This is a genomic window from Ornithinibacillus proteolyticus (genome assembly GCF_039581225.1).
Taxonomy (GTDB): Bacteria; Bacillota; Bacilli; order Bacillales; family Amphibacillaceae; genus Ornithinibacillus; species Ornithinibacillus massiliensis.
The window spans coordinates 16,542-32,917 of sequence record NZ_JBCPXV010000038.1 but is presented as its reverse complement, the minus strand read 5'-3'; the positions used below and the strand labels follow the sequence as shown (position 1 = coordinate 32,917).

16 protein-coding genes are annotated in these 16,376 nt (G+C 36.0%); 15 read left to right on the top strand and 1 reads right to left on the bottom strand.

The window, feature by feature from the left end:
• The first annotated feature begins 135 nt into the window (after positions 1 to 135).
• From argS to AAIB49_RS15325, 11 genes are all read left to right on the top strand, one after another.
• Positions 136 to 1,818: an arginine--tRNA ligase gene (argS, locus tag AAIB49_RS15375; protein WP_343458542.1), complete on the top strand. Its 1,683-nt coding sequence runs from the start codon at positions 136 to 138 to the stop codon at positions 1,816 to 1,818.
• 122 nt (positions 1,819 to 1,940) lie between these two features.
• Entirely contained in the window at positions 1,941 to 2,579 is a 639-nt protein-coding gene (gene trhA, locus AAIB49_RS15370; RefSeq protein ID WP_339215769.1) for a PAQR family membrane homeostasis protein TrhA, read from the top strand.
• A gap of 338 nt (positions 2,580 to 2,917) precedes the next feature.
• Positions 2,918 to 3,934: a CobW family GTP-binding protein gene (locus AAIB49_RS15365; RefSeq protein ID WP_343458541.1), complete on the top strand. Its 1,017-nt coding sequence runs from the start codon at positions 2,918 to 2,920 to the stop codon at positions 3,932 to 3,934.
• Positions 3,935 to 3,978: 44 nt separating this feature from the next.
• The gene (locus AAIB49_RS15360; protein WP_343458540.1) at positions 3,979 to 5,178 is read left to right on the top strand and encodes a GTP-binding protein; all 1,200 of its coding nucleotides are present in this window, start codon (positions 3,979 to 3,981) and stop codon (positions 5,176 to 5,178) included.
• A 27-nt stretch (positions 5,179 to 5,205) separates the two neighbouring features.
• Positions 5,206 to 5,475, top strand: coding sequence for a 30S ribosomal protein S14 (rpsN, locus tag AAIB49_RS15355; protein WP_343458539.1), 270 nt, complete (start codon positions 5,206 to 5,208; stop codon positions 5,473 to 5,475).
• Positions 5,476 to 5,759: 284 nt separating this feature from the next.
• A complete protein-coding gene (locus AAIB49_RS15350; protein WP_339215762.1) occupies positions 5,760 to 6,611 on the top strand; it encodes a DUF72 domain-containing protein in 852 nt (283 codons plus the stop codon).
• A 168-nt stretch (positions 6,612 to 6,779) separates the two neighbouring features.
• Positions 6,780 to 7,280 carry a sigma-70 family RNA polymerase sigma factor gene (locus tag AAIB49_RS15345; RefSeq protein WP_339215760.1) on the top strand — a complete coding sequence of 167 codons (501 nt, stop codon included), beginning with the start codon at positions 6,780 to 6,782 and terminating at the stop codon, positions 7,278 to 7,280.
• Positions 7,270 to 8,433, top strand: a complete 1,164-nt coding sequence (locus AAIB49_RS15340) for an anti-sigma factor (protein WP_343458538.1) — start codon at positions 7,270 to 7,272, stop codon at positions 8,431 to 8,433. Before AAIB49_RS15345 ends, AAIB49_RS15340 begins: the two co-directional genes overlap by 11 nt.
• 124 nt (positions 8,434 to 8,557) lie before the next feature.
• The gene (locus AAIB49_RS15335; protein WP_343458537.1) at positions 8,558 to 9,169 is read left to right on the top strand and encodes a class I SAM-dependent methyltransferase; all 612 of its coding nucleotides are present in this window, start codon (positions 8,558 to 8,560) and stop codon (positions 9,167 to 9,169) included.
• Positions 9,170 to 9,195: 26 nt separating this feature from the next.
• Positions 9,196 to 9,738, top strand: coding sequence for a GNAT family N-acetyltransferase (locus AAIB49_RS15330; protein WP_343458536.1), 543 nt, complete (start codon positions 9,196 to 9,198; stop codon positions 9,736 to 9,738).
• 85 nt (positions 9,739 to 9,823) lie between these two features.
• Positions 9,824 to 10,129 (top strand): MGMT family protein, encoded by a 306-nt coding sequence (locus tag AAIB49_RS15325; protein ID WP_343458535.1) that lies wholly within the window; start codon positions 9,824 to 9,826, stop codon positions 10,127 to 10,129.
• Between the two features lie 51 nt (positions 10,130 to 10,180).
• On the opposite strand, the gene AAIB49_RS15320 is transcribed toward AAIB49_RS15325, so the two are convergent.
• Positions 10,181 to 11,737 (bottom strand): ABC-F family ATP-binding cassette domain-containing protein, encoded by a 1,557-nt coding sequence (locus tag AAIB49_RS15320; protein ID WP_343458534.1) that lies wholly within the window; start codon positions 11,735 to 11,737, stop codon positions 10,181 to 10,183.
• Between the two features lie 179 nt (positions 11,738 to 11,916).
• On the opposite strand from AAIB49_RS15320, the gene AAIB49_RS15315 reads away from it, so the two are divergent.
• From AAIB49_RS15315 to AAIB49_RS15300, 4 genes are all read left to right on the top strand, one after another.
• Positions 11,917 to 12,765, top strand: coding sequence for a DegV family protein (locus AAIB49_RS15315; RefSeq protein ID WP_343458533.1), 849 nt, complete (start codon positions 11,917 to 11,919; stop codon positions 12,763 to 12,765).
• 248 nt (positions 12,766 to 13,013) lie between these two features.
• Positions 13,014 to 13,217, top strand: coding sequence for a hypothetical protein (locus AAIB49_RS15310; protein WP_343458532.1), 204 nt, complete (start codon positions 13,014 to 13,016; stop codon positions 13,215 to 13,217).
• Positions 13,218 to 13,319: 102 nt separating this feature from the next.
• Positions 13,320 to 14,477 carry a vWA domain-containing protein gene (locus AAIB49_RS15305; protein WP_343458531.1) on the top strand — a complete coding sequence of 386 codons (1,158 nt, stop codon included), beginning with the start codon at positions 13,320 to 13,322 and terminating at the stop codon, positions 14,475 to 14,477.
• A gap of 181 nt (positions 14,478 to 14,658) precedes the next feature.
• The gene (locus AAIB49_RS15300; protein WP_339215746.1) at positions 14,659 to 16,113 is read left to right on the top strand and encodes a vWA domain-containing protein; all 1,455 of its coding nucleotides are present in this window, start codon (positions 14,659 to 14,661) and stop codon (positions 16,111 to 16,113) included.
• Positions 16,114 to 16,376: the final 263 nt, after the last annotated feature.

Sequence of the window (16,376 nt, the reverse complement as noted above, 5' to 3'; positions counted from 1 at the left end):
CAACCTGTAAATAAATTGAATTACTTTCAATTTTTAACTATCTATAAGGTGTGTCAACTAACTAGTGTTTATAAAATATTGAGAATACGCGAGTATTTGGAAGAAAAATTAACTTTATTGAGGGAGGGAAAAGACATGATATTTAAACAAGTGTTTGCAGAACAAGTAACCAAATTAGTAGAGGGAATAATTCCGTATGAAACGGTTTTGAAGATGATTGAAAAACCGAAGTATGAGTCCCATGGAGACTTTGCTTTCCCATGTTTTGAGCTAGCCAGGAATTACGCAAAATCTCCGAGCCTCATTTCAGCAGAGTTAGCAGGAAAGATTGATGCACCTTTATTTGAAAAAGTAGAATCAGTCGGTGCTTATATTAATGTCTTTTTACAGAAGGAAAAGGTAGCATCACAGACTATCCAATCAATTCTAGAGAAGAAAAACCATTATGGTGATGAAATGATTGGAAACAATAAAACAATCACGATTGATTTTTCTTCGCCAAATATTGCTAAACCATTTTCAATGGGACACTTGAGATCAACGGTTATTGGGAATGCATTATCCCTTATTGCGGAGAAAAGTGGTTACCAGGTTATTCGTCTTAATCATCTTGGTGACTGGGGAACACAATTTGGTAAGCTAATCGTAGCTTATACGAAATGGGGGATAGAAGAGGAGGTTCGAAAAAGTCCGATAAAAGAATTGCTAGCACTATATGTGAAATTTCATCAAGAGGCGGAGAAGGACCCTTCCTTAAATGATTTAGGTCGAGCAGCATTTAAGAAACTGGAGCATGGGGATGAGGAAACCATTCAATTATGGCAATGGTTCCGAGATGAGTCACTAAATGAATTTATGAAAATATACAATCAACTAGGAATATCATTTGATTCCTTTGCTGGAGAAGCGTTCTATAATGAGAAAATGGAGAAAGTAGTCAAGCAATTATCCGCTAAAGGTTTATTAGTAGAGTCACAAGGTGCTTATGTAGTGGAATTAGAAGGGTTCCCTCCTAGCCTTATTAAAAAACGTGATGGAACGACATTATATGCTACCCGTGATCTAGCGGCAGCTATCTATCGTCAGGAGACTTACCAGTTTACAAAGTCGTTATATGTAGTCGGTTATGAACAAACATTACACTTCAAACAGCTGTTTGCAGTACTAGAAAAAATGGGATATGACTGGCAAAAAGGAATGGCACATATTCCATTTGGTATGATATTAAAAGAAGGAAAGAAAATGTCTACTAGGAAAGGGAAACTGGTTTTATTAGAAGAGGTTATTGAAGAAGCGATACAATTAGCTTTACGTAATATTGAAGAAAAGAATCCTAATTTATCAAGTAAAGAAGAGGTAGCGAAACAAGTCGGGGTAGGGGCGATTATATTCCATGATTTAAAGAACTTCCGTTTACATGATATTGAGTTCTCATTAGAAGATATGCTGCGTTTTGAAGGGGAGACAGGACCCTATGTTCAATATACACATGCACGCACAGCATCTTTATTGAGGAAGGGGAAGTATGTAGAGCAATCGGATGATGGGAGTACGTTTATTGATCCTGAAGCATGGCCGATTATTAAGCTACTAATGAATTTTCCACAAACCATTACGAGAGCATTGGATGATTATGATCCATCACAAATTGCAAAAATCCTAGTAGATATCGCAAAATCCTTTAATAAGTATTACGCGGTTGTCAAAATATTAGATGAGCCACATAAACAAGCAAGACTTTCATTAGTGTATGCCGTTAACATAATTTTAAAAGAAGGTTTACGTTTATTGGGAATAAAAGCTCCAGAAGAAATGTAACTTCATGTTATAATGAAGTATAAGGAATAACAGTTTTGCAGTACGAAGAGTTATTAAAATTGTTTTATTTAGTCATACTGGATTAATGTTAACGAATCATAATGAAGTAAAGGATGATGGGATTGGCAGAAACACATACCTTTTCGAAGGGTGAAGAAATCGCTAATGCGATAACACATGGCATAGGGGTTGTACTTAGTATTGCTGGGTTAGTATTACTTATCGTATTCGCTGCATTGAATGGAACGGCTTTACATGTAGTTAGCTTTACGATCTTTGGTGCAACAATGGTGATATTGTACACATCTTCTACATTAGTGCATGCACTACCGCCTGGTAAAGCAAAAGATTTATTCGAGATATTTGATCATTCATCTATTTACTTATTTATTGCTGGAACATATACTCCATTTACATTGCTAGTGATTAAAGGTTCTCTAGGCTGGTCAATGTTTGGAATTATTTGGGGCCTAGCAATAGCAGGAATTGTATTTAAAGCTTACTTTGTTAAGAAGTTCCTATTTACTTCCACGTTATTATATTTGTTAATGGGGTGGATGGTAGTATTAGGATGGAATCGAATTGTTGAAAATTTGGCCTATGCAGGGGTTGTATTGCTCGTTATTGGTGGATTATGTTACACCATTGGAACGGTATTCTATATGTGGCGAGCATTTAAATATCATCATATGGTCTGGCATCTCTTCGTGCTTGCCGGTACGATTTGTCATTTCTTTTGTGTGCTAATTTACTGTGTGTAACGTATGTATAAATTATGGAAGAGTTAGGATTATTCCTAGCTCTTTTTTTAGTTTAACGATTAATTAAACATGTTTATTACAGAAAAATAATGATACTACTTGACGATTTCTGCATAAATAGGTAACATGTAAATCGTAATGGTTACGATTTATCTAAGGCTATGATTTCTAGCCAAATCTTTTTGAAAAATAATAAAGCCATACCCGGAATGAAATTCTGCTATTGGATGTAGTAGTAACGCATTGTTACCAAGTCAGTTAACTTACAGTGGTGAGGACTTATCTACATAATCCAAATTCAATCCAGCAGAGCTTTTGTGACATTTAGGAGGTGTAATATGCTCAAACAACATAAAATTCCTGTCACCATTTTAACTGGATTTTTAGGTGCTGGGAAAACAACGCTGTTAAATCGATTATTAAGTGATGAGCGAAATCGACATGCAGCAGTTATTATTAATGAATACGGTGATACTGGAATTGACTCAGAGCTTGTCATAAAGACACACGAGGAAATAATAGAAATCAACAAAGGATGTATTTGTTGTAATGTACGTGGAGATTTGATTAAGGTTCTGAAAAATTTAATCGTTAAAATGGCCAAAAGGGAAATCCATTTAAGTCGAATTATTATTGAGACAACTGGACTAGCAGACCCAGCACCTGTTATTCAAACCTTTCTAATGGATGAAGTAATGGCATATTGGTTTGACATAGACAGTGTCTGTACGGTTGTAGATTCGAAGCATTTGCCCCTACATTTAGAGCAGGAAATTGTCCAGGAACAAATTGCTTTTGCGGATTTAATCATTATGAATAAAGCGGATTTAGTTTCTCAGGACAAATTAGCAGATTTAAAGCTTCGGATTAAAAAGATGAACATGACAGCGGAAGTAATCACTACGACAAATAGTGAAGTACCCATTAATAAGCTAATAGGCGTTCAATCATTTAATTTAAGTGCGAAGCTGAAGATTCAATCGAACTTACTTACAGAATCTCATCATCACCACCATGATGACAATGTACATTCTATTATTCTAAAGTCAGACAAACCATTGTTCCTCGACCGTGTCAATAAATGGTTTACTTACCTTGTTCAAATGAAAGGAGAGTCGCTTTATCGATACAAAGGAATATTAAATGTAAAGGATATTGATAATCGAGTTGTTTTTCAAGGAGTTCACATGCTATTTGCTAGTACAGAAGATCGGAAATGGAAACCAGATGAACCGCGAAAAAGTGAACTAATATTTATTGGAACAAAATTAGATGAAGAAGAGCTCAAGAGAGGATTTCGTTATTGTATAGATGAGAATTTCACCCTTCAAGCTGAAGGATATTTTTTTAGGTAGTAAATCGTAATGGTTACGATTAAAAAATGAAATGGAGAATGTATATGACAAAGAAGATACCAGTTACCGTATTAAGTGGATACTTAGGGGCAGGGAAAACAACCTTATTAAATCATGTTTTACACAATAGAGATGGGATGAAGGTAGCAGTTATTGTAAATGACATGAGTGAAATAAATATTGATGCAGGACTTGTGGAGAATGAAGGAACATTATCTAGAGTGGATGAGCAATTGGTCGAAATGTCCAATGGGTGCATATGTTGTACACTACGAGAAGATTTATTAATTGAAGTAGAAAAGTTAGCGAAGGATGGTAGGTTTGATTACATCCTAATTGAATCAACAGGGATTAGTGAGCCTATACCTGTTGCCCAGACATTTTCATATTTGGATGATCAATTAGGGATAGACCTTAACAAATATTGTCAAGTAGATACGATGGTTACAGTAGTCGATGCTAGCCGTTTCTGGCATGACTTTGGATCAGGTGAAAGTTTGTTAGATCGGAAAGAAGCGATTTCGGATGAGGATGAACGTGAAATAGCCGATTTATTAATCGACCAAATTGAATTTTGTGATGTGCTAGTTTTAAATAAGTGTGATTTAGTGGATGAAGCTGATTTAGAGAAACTAGAACAAGTTCTAAGAAAATTACAGCCAGAAGCGAAGTTCATTAGAACGACACATGGAGTAGTAGATCCTAAAGAAATTCTTCATACGAACGCTTTTGAATTTGAGAAAGCAAGTAGTTCTGCAGGGTGGCTAAAAGAGCTGACTAATGGACCTCAAGGGCATGTGCCGGAAACGGAGGAGTATGGGATTGCTTCATTTGTCTATGAACGCAGGCTACCCTTTCATTCGGTACGTCTATTAAGATTTATCGAGACAATGCCTGAAAATATCGTACGGGCAAAGGGATTGATGTGGTTAGCAACAAGAAATGATTTTTCTGTTCTACTTTCACAAGCAGGGTTATCTGCAAACATTGAGCCACTTGCATACTGGGTAGCGGCACTTCCTCCTAGTAGAAGAGAAGCCCTTTTACAAGAAAACCCAGAAGTTATGGAAACATGGGATTTGGAATTTGGTGATCGAAAGACACAGTTAGTCTTTATTGGACTTGATTTAGATAAAGAATATATTACGAAAGAATTGGATAACTGTTTATTAATGCCAGAGGAAATGGATAGTGACTGGAGTAAGCTACCAGATCCGTTTCAATGGAATATCCAAACAGTATAAACATAATAGTGAGGAGAATAAATTAGAATGGCTAAAAAATCAAAAGTAGCAAAAGCGATGAAACAACAAAGAATGGTAGAAAAGTATGCTGAAATAAGAAGAGAGTTAAAGGAGAGGGGAGATTATGAAGCACTTCGTAAACTACCTCGTGATTCCTCGCCTACAAGACTTAATAACCGTTGCGCTGTAACTGGTCGTCCGAGAGGGTATATGCGCAAGTTTGGAATGTCAAGAATTGCTTTCCGTGAATATGCTCATAAAGGACAAGTGCCAGGTGTGAAAAAATCTAGCTGGTAGAATAATCCGCCTTATATAATGTATTAAAAAAGTAGTCAGGATGGTTATGTTTACAAGAAGCATAGGGGGTCTTAGCTAAATGCTAATTCTTCATATGCTTCTTTTTATATGCACGTGGATTCCTCCACATGGACAGGACTGGCTCTGCTATTTATTTATGGTTTGGGTTACTACCTTCCTACCATACTATCTAGCAGAATATGTGGTTACGATATAGTAGTGGTATATGATAGTATAGAGGATAATGTAACCTATTAGTTAATTATCACATAGGAGGAATCGATATGATTTATATCGGACTAACTGGTTGGGGTGATCATGATTTATTATATACTGATGATATTAGACCAAGAGATAAATTAGCCGAGTACAGTAGTCACTTCCCAGTGGTTGAATTAGATGCCTCCTTTTATGCAATACAACCTGTACGTAATGCATTAAAGTGGGTGAAGGATACTCCAGATACTTTTCGTTTTGTTGTCAAAGCTTATCAAGGAATGACCGGACATCAACGGAAGGAGATTCCGTTTGAAAATAAAGAGAATATGTTTCAAGCCTTTATGGATTCCTTGACGCCTTTTCAAGAGGCCAATAAATTAGCGATGGTGCTATTTCAGTTTCCACCGTGGTTTGACTGTAATAGGGAAAATGTAAACTACTTAAGATATTGTAAGAAAATGATGGGGGAGATTCCGGTCGCCCTAGAATTTCGAAATCAATCTTGGTTTTACGATAAGTATCGTGAAAGCACATTAACCTTTATGAAACAGAATGGCTGGATTCATTCGATTGCGGACGAACCACAAGCAGGTGTTGGATCAATTCCTATTGTACCTGTAGCGACCACATCTGACGTTACATTGATTCGTATGCATGGACGGAATTTTCATGGCTGGACTAAACCGAAAAACGCGGATACAAATTGGCGTGATGTTCGCTATTTATATAAATATAATGAGAAAGAATTATTAGATTGGAAGAATCGAGTCTTGGAAATCTCGAAGGCTACGAAGGACATTATCGTATTATTTAACAATAATTCTGGCGGGGATGCTGCAAGTAATGCCAAAGAATTTCAACATATGCTTGGAATAGAATACGAAGGGTTAGCACCTAAGCAGCTCGGGTTGTTTTAACAACGTATATACAATAGATATTACTTGATTACGAACAAGATAACCTTTAATAGGGTATCTTGTTTTTTTGGGGTATATTCGCTCTCATAAATATGTTAAAAGTTAAAAACTATGAAATTCCTGTTACCAATTTGCTTCTAAATCGTTACATAAGTGAAAGGGGGAGCTATGAAAGATAATCTGGATTACATTTATCATACATATTTTCTTGATATTTATCGTTTCCTCCTAATGCTTAGTCGAAACCATCATACAGCAGAAGACCTAGTTCAAGAAACGTTTATTAGAGCCCATCTATATATCGAAAATTATAAGGGGGAGAGTGTTAAGTCTTGGCTATTTACAATTGCACATCATGTTTTTATTGATTATTACCGTAAGCATAAAAAGATGATGATAAAAGAAGATACTTTCTTCACTACTTTTATAGATAAGAAGAATTTGTTTGAAGAAGATGTAGTTAAAAAAGAAGAGGTTCAAGAAATCATATATTTACTCAATGATTTACCAGAAAAACAAAGATATGCTGTATTATTGCATGATGTGCATGGGCTTACTCAAGCTGAAGCATCGAGTGTAATGGGTGTTAAACAATCGTATTTTAAGGTTTTGTTATTTCGCGGCAGGCAATATGTAAGACAGAGGAGGGAACAATCGGATGAAAGATGATTTTAAGAAGAAATTAGATGCCTATGAAAAAGGAGAACTCTCAGAAGCGGAAAAGGAAAAGGTCGAACAGGAGTTAGAAAAATTAGAAAAATATTATGAGTTCATAGACGAAAAAGAGGATAAAGACCGAAAAGTTAATCCTATGAATGATGAAAAGCAAATAAAGATACTGAGACGAAGTAAATGGAAAGCTAGGTTTCAGACTGCTATTATGGTAATCAGTATTCTCTTCTTTGTTACGATTTTATCGACTATCCTAACAGCTGTTTATTATTCATGGGGAAAACCAGACCGAGTCGAAACCTTTCGAAATATAATTGATTATACATTAACAGTCACGAATCCATATGGTTATTATGGAGGAACAAGTACGAATACAAAATCATTCTTTTCTATGGAAGCTAGTAGAGATTTAAACAAGAGGGTTGGGGATGAAACATTAGTCGTTGGCGAAATGAAAGTTAACTTCTTGTTCTCTATGATGGGATTCCCAATGGAAGATTACTACGGGAGAATGAAAAAAGAGCAACCAGGATTTATTCTTCCAGGATTTGAAAGCGAAATGGCTGATTGGAACCAATTAGAACAATTACCCGAAGGAACGGTTGTATCTGCATATGTGTCTTTTTCTGAGCTATTAACTACAAATGACGTATTCCAATTATTTAATGGGAGAAATCTAGATATTATCTGGTTTGCCGTTTATACGGGGCAAGAAGGCGAATCAAGATATGCCGGTAATATTTTCGAGCCAATTGGCTTTCCCGATTTTCCGATTTGGCATGATAACGATATGATTTTAGATTCTAGGGAGGAAGAAAAAGGTCTATTCGGTAGTAAGGTTATCTCTGAATCATATTATTCTCCAGAATATGAATCAGGGGATTACGAACAGCTTCATACGCAATTTATGAAGACATTAGCATTTCTATCTAAATATGAAAGCAAGGCTAATAAGCTGACCTTTGAACCGTTAAATCTAGATGATAGAATACAGTATTTAAAAGAGCATGGAATCGAACATTACGGTGCTGTCATCACGGGTCCAACAAAGGAAATCTTAAAACTTCAAGAAGAACCAATGATTAGTGATCTAGCAGTAGATGAAGTTTCATTCTGGAATTGGGAATGGGACAGAAGTGAGGAAGAATAAGGTCTAATATAAAAGGAGATTAAGAAGCTCAACATTATCTTAATCTCCTTCTTATGTTACGATTACTTTATGAATAGACACCATAAGTTAATACTTGCCATGACGAACTTATGAGGAGTTATATATGAAGAAGGAAAAATTAATAAAAAAGTATGACAGTCAGGTTTCCATGTATGAAAATAATCGTAATAATCCAACTGTTGCAGGATGGCGGGAGAAACTTATTAATTCAGCTTATGGTAACGTGTTAGAAGTCGGAGTAGGTGTAGGAGCTAATTTTCCATATTATAACAAACAAAAGGTCAGTGAGATTATCGGAGTGGATTTTAGTAAAGAGATGATTAAAAGTGCGGAGCAACAAGCTAGAATCAATCAGTTACATGTGCATTTTATTCATCAGGATGTTGATACACTTACTTTGCCATCCAATTCTTTTGATAGTATTGTTTCGACTTTGACACTCTGTAGTTATCCAGATCCAGTGAAAACCTTAAATAAGTATAATGATTGGTGTCAGGAAGATGGCGCTGTATTGTTTTTAGAACACGGGTTAAGTTCCAATCGATTGTTGTCTATGACACAAAAGGTGGTTGATCCACTTTATAGAAGGGTTTCAGGCTGTCATTGCGATCGAGATATTCTGAAGATTATGGAGACATCTAAACTAGAAGTCAAACACATCGAACAATACTGGTCTGGCATGGTTTCTTTAATATGGGCAAAACCAAATAAATAAAAAACTCATGGGGAAGGGAGACAACCATGTATTATCAAGGTAAATCGGTATATATAAGACCTTTAACAAAAGAAGATAACATAAGCATTTTGAATGCAGTTCATGATGAAGAAATTCGTTATATGACTGGAACGAGAAATACGTTTACTATGGAGCAATTAAATGATCATATAGACCGAATATCAGAAGATGATTCTCGTTATGATTTTGCCATTTGTTTAGTTGTTGCAGATGGTATCATCGGTGATTTAACTATATTAGACATCGACGAAATGAATAGAAAAGCTGGTTTTCGAATTGCACTGCATGATAAGAAGTATTTTAATAAGGGTTATGGTACGGAGGCAGTGGAACTTGCATTAGCTTTTACGTTTAAAGAGTTAAAGTTAAACCGACTGCAACTAGAGGTCTATTCGCATAATAAGCGCGGGATAAAGGCTTATGAGAAGGTAGGCTTTCAAGTGGAGGGCGTATTAAGGGATTCGCTATTTTATAATGAAGCATATTCTGACGAAATCATAATGGGGATACTAGCAGAGGATTACTTTAGAAGACAAAAAACCAGCTAATATACGGGAGAGAGTATATCGGGCAGATAATTTGAACTAATATAAACAATACCTTGATATTCCAATCATATGCTGGAGGATAATGATGACACCATTTACAGAGAACGTAATAAAAATGATAAAGCAAATACCAGAGGGGAAAGTAATGACTTATGGCCAGATTGCTAGATTAGCTGGTAGTCCTAGAGCTGCTCGTCAGGTTGTTCGTATTTTACATTCTATGAGTAAAAAATACGAGCTTCCTTGGCATCGTGTTGTAAATGCAGAAGGTAAAATAGTAATAAAGGATGAAGCATCCTATTATGAACAGATTCTGAAATTAGAAGCAGAAGGAGTAGCGCTAGGGAGCTTTAATGAAATAGATTTAAAGACATATCAATGGCTTCCATGAATAAAAAAAAAGAATGCCATATTGCTAGGGCATTCTTTTTGCATGAAATACTTAAAATACTTTTGTTGTCCAATCTTCACAATTCCAAATATCTGTTACCAAACCATCATAAAATTCAGGTTCGTGGGAAATAAGGAGAACACTTCCTTTATATTCCTTTAGTGCTCGTTTCAACTCGACTTTTGCATCATGATCTAAGTGGTTAGTTGGCTCATCTAGTACAAGTATATTTGTCTCGCGATTCATTAATTTACATAACCGTACCTTCGCCTTTTCTCCACCACTTAATACTTGCACCTTACTCTCGATATGTTTCGTTGTTAATCCACATTTTGCAAGTGCTGCACGAACTTCGTATTGGGTAAAGTGAGGGAATTCATCCCATACTTCTTCAATACAAGTATTGGAATTTGTTGTTTTGATTTCTTGCTCAAAATAGCCGATATGCAAATTCTCTCCGCGTTCAACGTCACCTGATACAGGAGGAATTTCTCCTAATAGACTTCTTAACAGGGTGGTTTTCCCTATTCCATTTGCTCCATAAAGGGCTATCTTTTGTCCACGTTCCATGGATAAGTTTAATGGACGAGATAATGGTTCACCATAACCGATAACGAGATCCTTTGTCTCGAATAAGTATTTACTTGGTGTACGTGCTTCTTTAAATTGAAACTCAGGTTTTGGCTTTTCAGCGTCGAGTTCGATAACGTCCATTTTATCTAATTTCTTCTGGCGAGATTGTGCCATCCTCGCCGTTGCTGCATTTGCCTTATTACGAGCAACAAAGTCTTTTAAATGGGCAATTTCTTTTTGTTGTTTCTTATAGGCTGCTAACTGTTGCTGTTTCTTCAAATCATGTAATCGTAGGAATTCATCGTAGTCCCCAGGGTAACGAGTTAGCTCTAAATTTTCCATATGATAAATCAAGTTCACGACGCTGTTTAGAAAAGGAATATCGTGAGAAATGAGTATAAAGGCATTGTCGTAATTCTGTAAATACGTTTTTAACCATTCTATATGTTCGACATCAAGATAGTTTGTCGGCTCATCGAGAAGTAGAATTTCAGGTTTTTCTAGGAGTAGCTTAGCTAATAATACTTTCGTACGCTGACCACCACTCAAATCATGGACATCACGGTCTAGTCCAAAGTCATTCAACCCTAGTCCGTTCGCAACTTCTTCAACCTTTGCGTCAATTGTATAGAAGTCATTATTCGTCAGCGAATCCTGCATACGACCGGTTTCTTCTAATAATTTTTCTAGCTCTTCAGGTGATGCTTCTCCCATTTTGGCAAAAAGCTGATTCATTTCTTCTTCCATATCATATAAATACTGAAAAGCGGTTCGTAATACATCCCGTATAGACAAACCTTGCTTTAATACAGCATGCTGGTCTAAATAACCTACTCGGACATGCTTAGCCCAAGTTATCGTTCCAGCATCTGGTTGTAGTTTTCCGGTAATTATATTCATGAAAGTAGACTTTCCTTCACCATTTGCTCCGATCAATCCAATATGTTCACCTTGTAATAACCGGAATGATACATTTTCGAGTATCGCACGATCACCAAAGCCATGACTTAAATTTTTAACTGTTAGTAAACTCATATTCGGTAACACCTTATCCTTCCTAGGTACATTCTTTTTTATTATAAGGGTCATAATCAAAAAGTGATAGGGGTAAATAATGAAAAATAAAATTATTACCTGATATTAATACTTGGTATAATTTGTTCTTAACTGTATTATTATTTTAATAAGTATAGGTGAAATGGAGAGGGAGAGTCATGAGTAAACGTAAAATTGCTTTTGTAACGGATAGTACGGCTTTTTTAACAGAGGAGCTAATGGCACATCCAGATGTGTATGTTGTCCCAATTGTGATCATTTCAAATGGGAAGGAGTACGAGGATGGTATTGACCTATCGAGTGCACAGTTATATGAAATGATTCGGACAGAAAAGGAAGTCCCTAAAACATCCCAGCCCAATGTGGAGAAATTTAAGCAGTTATATAAGCATTTAAAAGAAGAATATGAACATATTATCGCTATTCATGTATCGTCAAAATTAAGTGGAACTATTTCGAGCTCGAAGGCGGGAATGGAGCAAGTAGGATTACAAGTTAAAATCATTGATTCGGGATCACTCTCTTTTGCTATAACCTTCCTAATCGAAAAAGGTATAGAGCTTGTCAAGCATGGTACCGATGTAGAAGAAATGGTTCAACAGTTGGATCAGATGGCAAATCAGCATAAGAATCTAATTCTGTTAGATACATTAGAACAACTATTTAAAGGAGGAAGATTATCCAGTACGCAATTTGTGCTAGGAAATCTGCTTAAGATTAAACCAATTTTGGCTATCGGGGAAAAGGGAGAACTAGGGGTGGTGGAACGAATTCGTTCTGAGAAAAAAGCTACGCGTAGAATGATAGATTTAATAAGGGCATCTTGTAAGGAGCATGCTGTGAGAAAAATCGGTATTGCAAATGCCAACGCTCCTGAAAAAGCTGAAGCCCTACGCAAAGAAATCCTTTTACAATTTCTAGATATGGAAGTTGTTATTGGTGAAGTCAGTTCATCTCTAGCTGTTCATGCGGGAGAAGGAGCGATTGCAGTGTTCTGGAGTATATAAAGTATGGAAGCTATGCTGGTGGGGTAGTAATATTGTACCCTACCAGCATATTTTTTCTTGATGTTCTCCATTAAAACGAAGAAATAAAAGAGTCTAAATGGGTAATAGTTACTATTTTTTGAAATTTTGATTTTTTATGGTATGAAATTTAGTACTATTTATAATATAAGATTTTAAACGCATAGAGTCTTGCTAATAAAAACTGGATGATTCGATAACTTTTCATATTCTAGGAGGGAGTTAATAGGTTGTTATACATAAATCACCGTAACGTCATATTCGTTTTGGTTCTATTTTTCTCTTTGGTTTCTATTCAAGCTTGTTCTCATGATTCGAACGATACAGAGAATAGGGATGAAGTGAAAAATGATGTGAGTGAAGAAGTGGTTGATGAACAAGAAAATGTACCAGAAGATAAAAATGAAAGAGATGATGTTGACCTATCAGAATAACCAACAAATAACCTCGAAGATTTACTTGAAATAGCACCCAATGAACCTACTAATCTAGAAGAAATTATTAACTATCCAACAGGTCCTCTTGCAGGGAATGGATTGCATACCGGAAAAGAACCATTACTAAGTGCTGAACAAATGGCAGATTATGTTAAAGAAGTCCTCCCGCCTATTAAAGAAGATGTCAGTGAAGAATACTTAGATAAATGGTGGCGAGCCTACCGTTACCTTTTTGCAGAGGATTATCAGGATCCGAGACAACTCATTACAAAAATGAAGTTTGACAACTTCGGTCATCCAGGATTAGAGGATGAACAGTTTACCTTCAAAGAGCAGATAAATGTATTAGTAATCCTTGATGTCAGTGGAAGTATGGCAAATGAAATCAATGGAAAATCGATGATGGATATTGCGAAGGATTCCATTAAGGATTTTACAGCTAGTTTACCAAATGAAGCGAATGTTGGCCTACGGGTCTATGGACATGAGGGTGCAAGGACTGGTAAAACACCAGAACAGTCTTGTGAAATAAGTGAGTTAGTTTATGAAATCCAACCAATCAATGCTTCCGAATTTAATAGTGTAATAGATCCTTTTATCCCAACTGGATGGACGCCTATTGGTTTAAGCTTAGAACAGGCAAAAGAGGATTTCGCTAACTTTCCAGGAGAAACGAATACCAATTTTGTATACATCGTAAGTGATGGTGCTGAAACTTGTGGAGGAGACCCAGCTGGTGCAGCAAAAGAACTTGCTGAATCTGATATTCAATCTATCGTTAACGTAATCGGCTTTAATGTAGATATTGAGGGCCAAAGTCATTTACGCGAAATAGCAGAGGCTGGTGGTGGAATTTATACGAATGCAGGGGATGAGGAACAATTAAATGAGGTCTTTGAACAGGCAAAGAGAATGGTTGAGATGTGGAAGGAATGGAAGACTGGGGCAAAGAAAGATGTTATGGAACAAAAAAAGGATCAAACGATTGACCTTTTGAAATTTTCAAGTAATTGGATGCAGAAGAACGCTGATGAAGAAGTTAGTTTACGAGATGTTTTGAGTGTTCTACGACAAGAGGATTTCATAACTAGTAATGCTCACAGTTTCTTTAGCGAAAAAAGAACAGAAAGATGGAATTTATATAGAGAAATAGATAAAAATTCGTTCCCAGAATTGATGGATGAGTTAGAGGAAAATTATAGAGAAATCCAGATACAAATTGATGAAGTTTATCAAGATAATGTCGGTGATGAATAATAGTATATGATAATTGTTCTGAAGTACTAACAATGGCAGAATTGAACATTGGTAAAGCTGGTTTTATACCAAGTCTGAATGATGTTATATCTAATATTGATTTGGGTGTTGAAATACCATTTATACAAATGTTTGTCCAGATAGAGCCTACTATATAGGGATATAGGAAGGAGCTAATACAATGCTGCAAAATAAATACCGGAAGATAGTGTTAACTATACTTGTCTTTTCTTTAGTCATTTTAATTCAAGCGTGCTCAGAACAGAAAAACGAAGAAGTAAAAACTGAAGTAGAGAATGATAATAACAAAAAAGTTGAGAAAGAGAAATTGGATACACAAAAGGAAAGAGACGAAGATAGAAATGATCTAGTTGAAGAACCTACTAATAATCTATCTGATATTATAGAAATCGCACCTGAAGAACCTACTAATCTAGAAGAGATTATTAACTATCCAACAGGTCCTCTTGCAGGGAATGGTTCACAGTCGGGTAAAGAACCAAGGTTAACCGATAGAGAAATGGCAGATAAAGTTAAAGAACTCCTACCACCTATTCAGGAGAATGTCGATGAAGTATACCTAGACAAATGGTGGCGAGCCTATCGCTATCTTTTTGCAGAGGATTATGAGGATCCGAACCAAATAATTACAAAAATGAAGTTTGACAACTTTGGTCATCCAGGATTAGAGGATGAACAGTTTCAGTTTAAAGATCAAATAAATGTTTTAGTTGTTCTGGATGTCAGTGGAAGTATGGCAAATGAAATCAATGGGAAATCGATGATGGATATTGCGAAGGATTCGATTCGCGAATTTACCTCTAGTCTACCAAATGAAGCGAATGTTGGTCTTCGAGTCTATGGACATGAGGGTGCAAGGACTGGTAAAACCCCAGAACAGTCTTGTGAAGTTAGTGAGTTAGTTTATGAAATCCAACCAATCAATGCTACCGAATTTAATAGTGTAATAGATCCGTTTATCCCAACTGGATGGACGCCTATTGGTTTAAGCTTAGAACAGGCAAAAGAGGATTTCGCTAACTTTCCAGGAGAAACGAATACCAATCTTGTTTACATTGTCAGTGATGGTGCTGAAACTTGTGGAGGAGACCCAGCTGGTGCTGCAAAAGAACTTGCAGAATCTAATATTCAATCTATCGTTAATGTAATCGGCTTTAATGTAGATATCGAGGGCCAAAGTCATTTACGCGAAATAGCAGAAGCTGGTGGTGGAATTTACGCTAATGCAGGGGATGAAGATCAGCTCAATGAAGCGTTTGACCAAGCTAGGAAAATAATAGAAATGTGGGATGAATGGAAACGAGGAGTCAAGAAGGATGTTTTTGACCAAAGGGTTGAGCAGAGAGTTGATATAATGAATTATTCTAATAATTGGTGGGCTAAGAATTTTGATGAAGAAGATGCTCTAAGACAGGTATTGTTTATTTTGTCACAAGATGAATTCATAACAAAAGAAGCTGGGGAGTATGTTCATCAGAAACGAACAGAACGATTTACATTATACAATGAGATACGAGAAACGTCCTATAAAGACTGGATGGAAGAAATTGAGAATAATTATAATGAAGTACAAGAGCAAATTGATGAATTTTATCAAGATAACGTAGGTGATTAGTAACTATACGAGAGGATTTTTGAGATTTCAAAAAATATTATTAGGATGATTCAAATGAAAATCAAATTCTTAAGTTAGGTAAGAAGCATAAAAAATGGAATGAGGACGTGACAATAGAAGGCTTCCCGTATTTAATTAATAATAGTAGGTATTTTTTAGCAAATTATCTTGGAAAGCTCTCAAAAAATGTAAAGAATATAGCCATAATAACACCTGATACTATGCAAAAAGAAGATGCATTAAAGGCTATAAAGCCGCTGGTT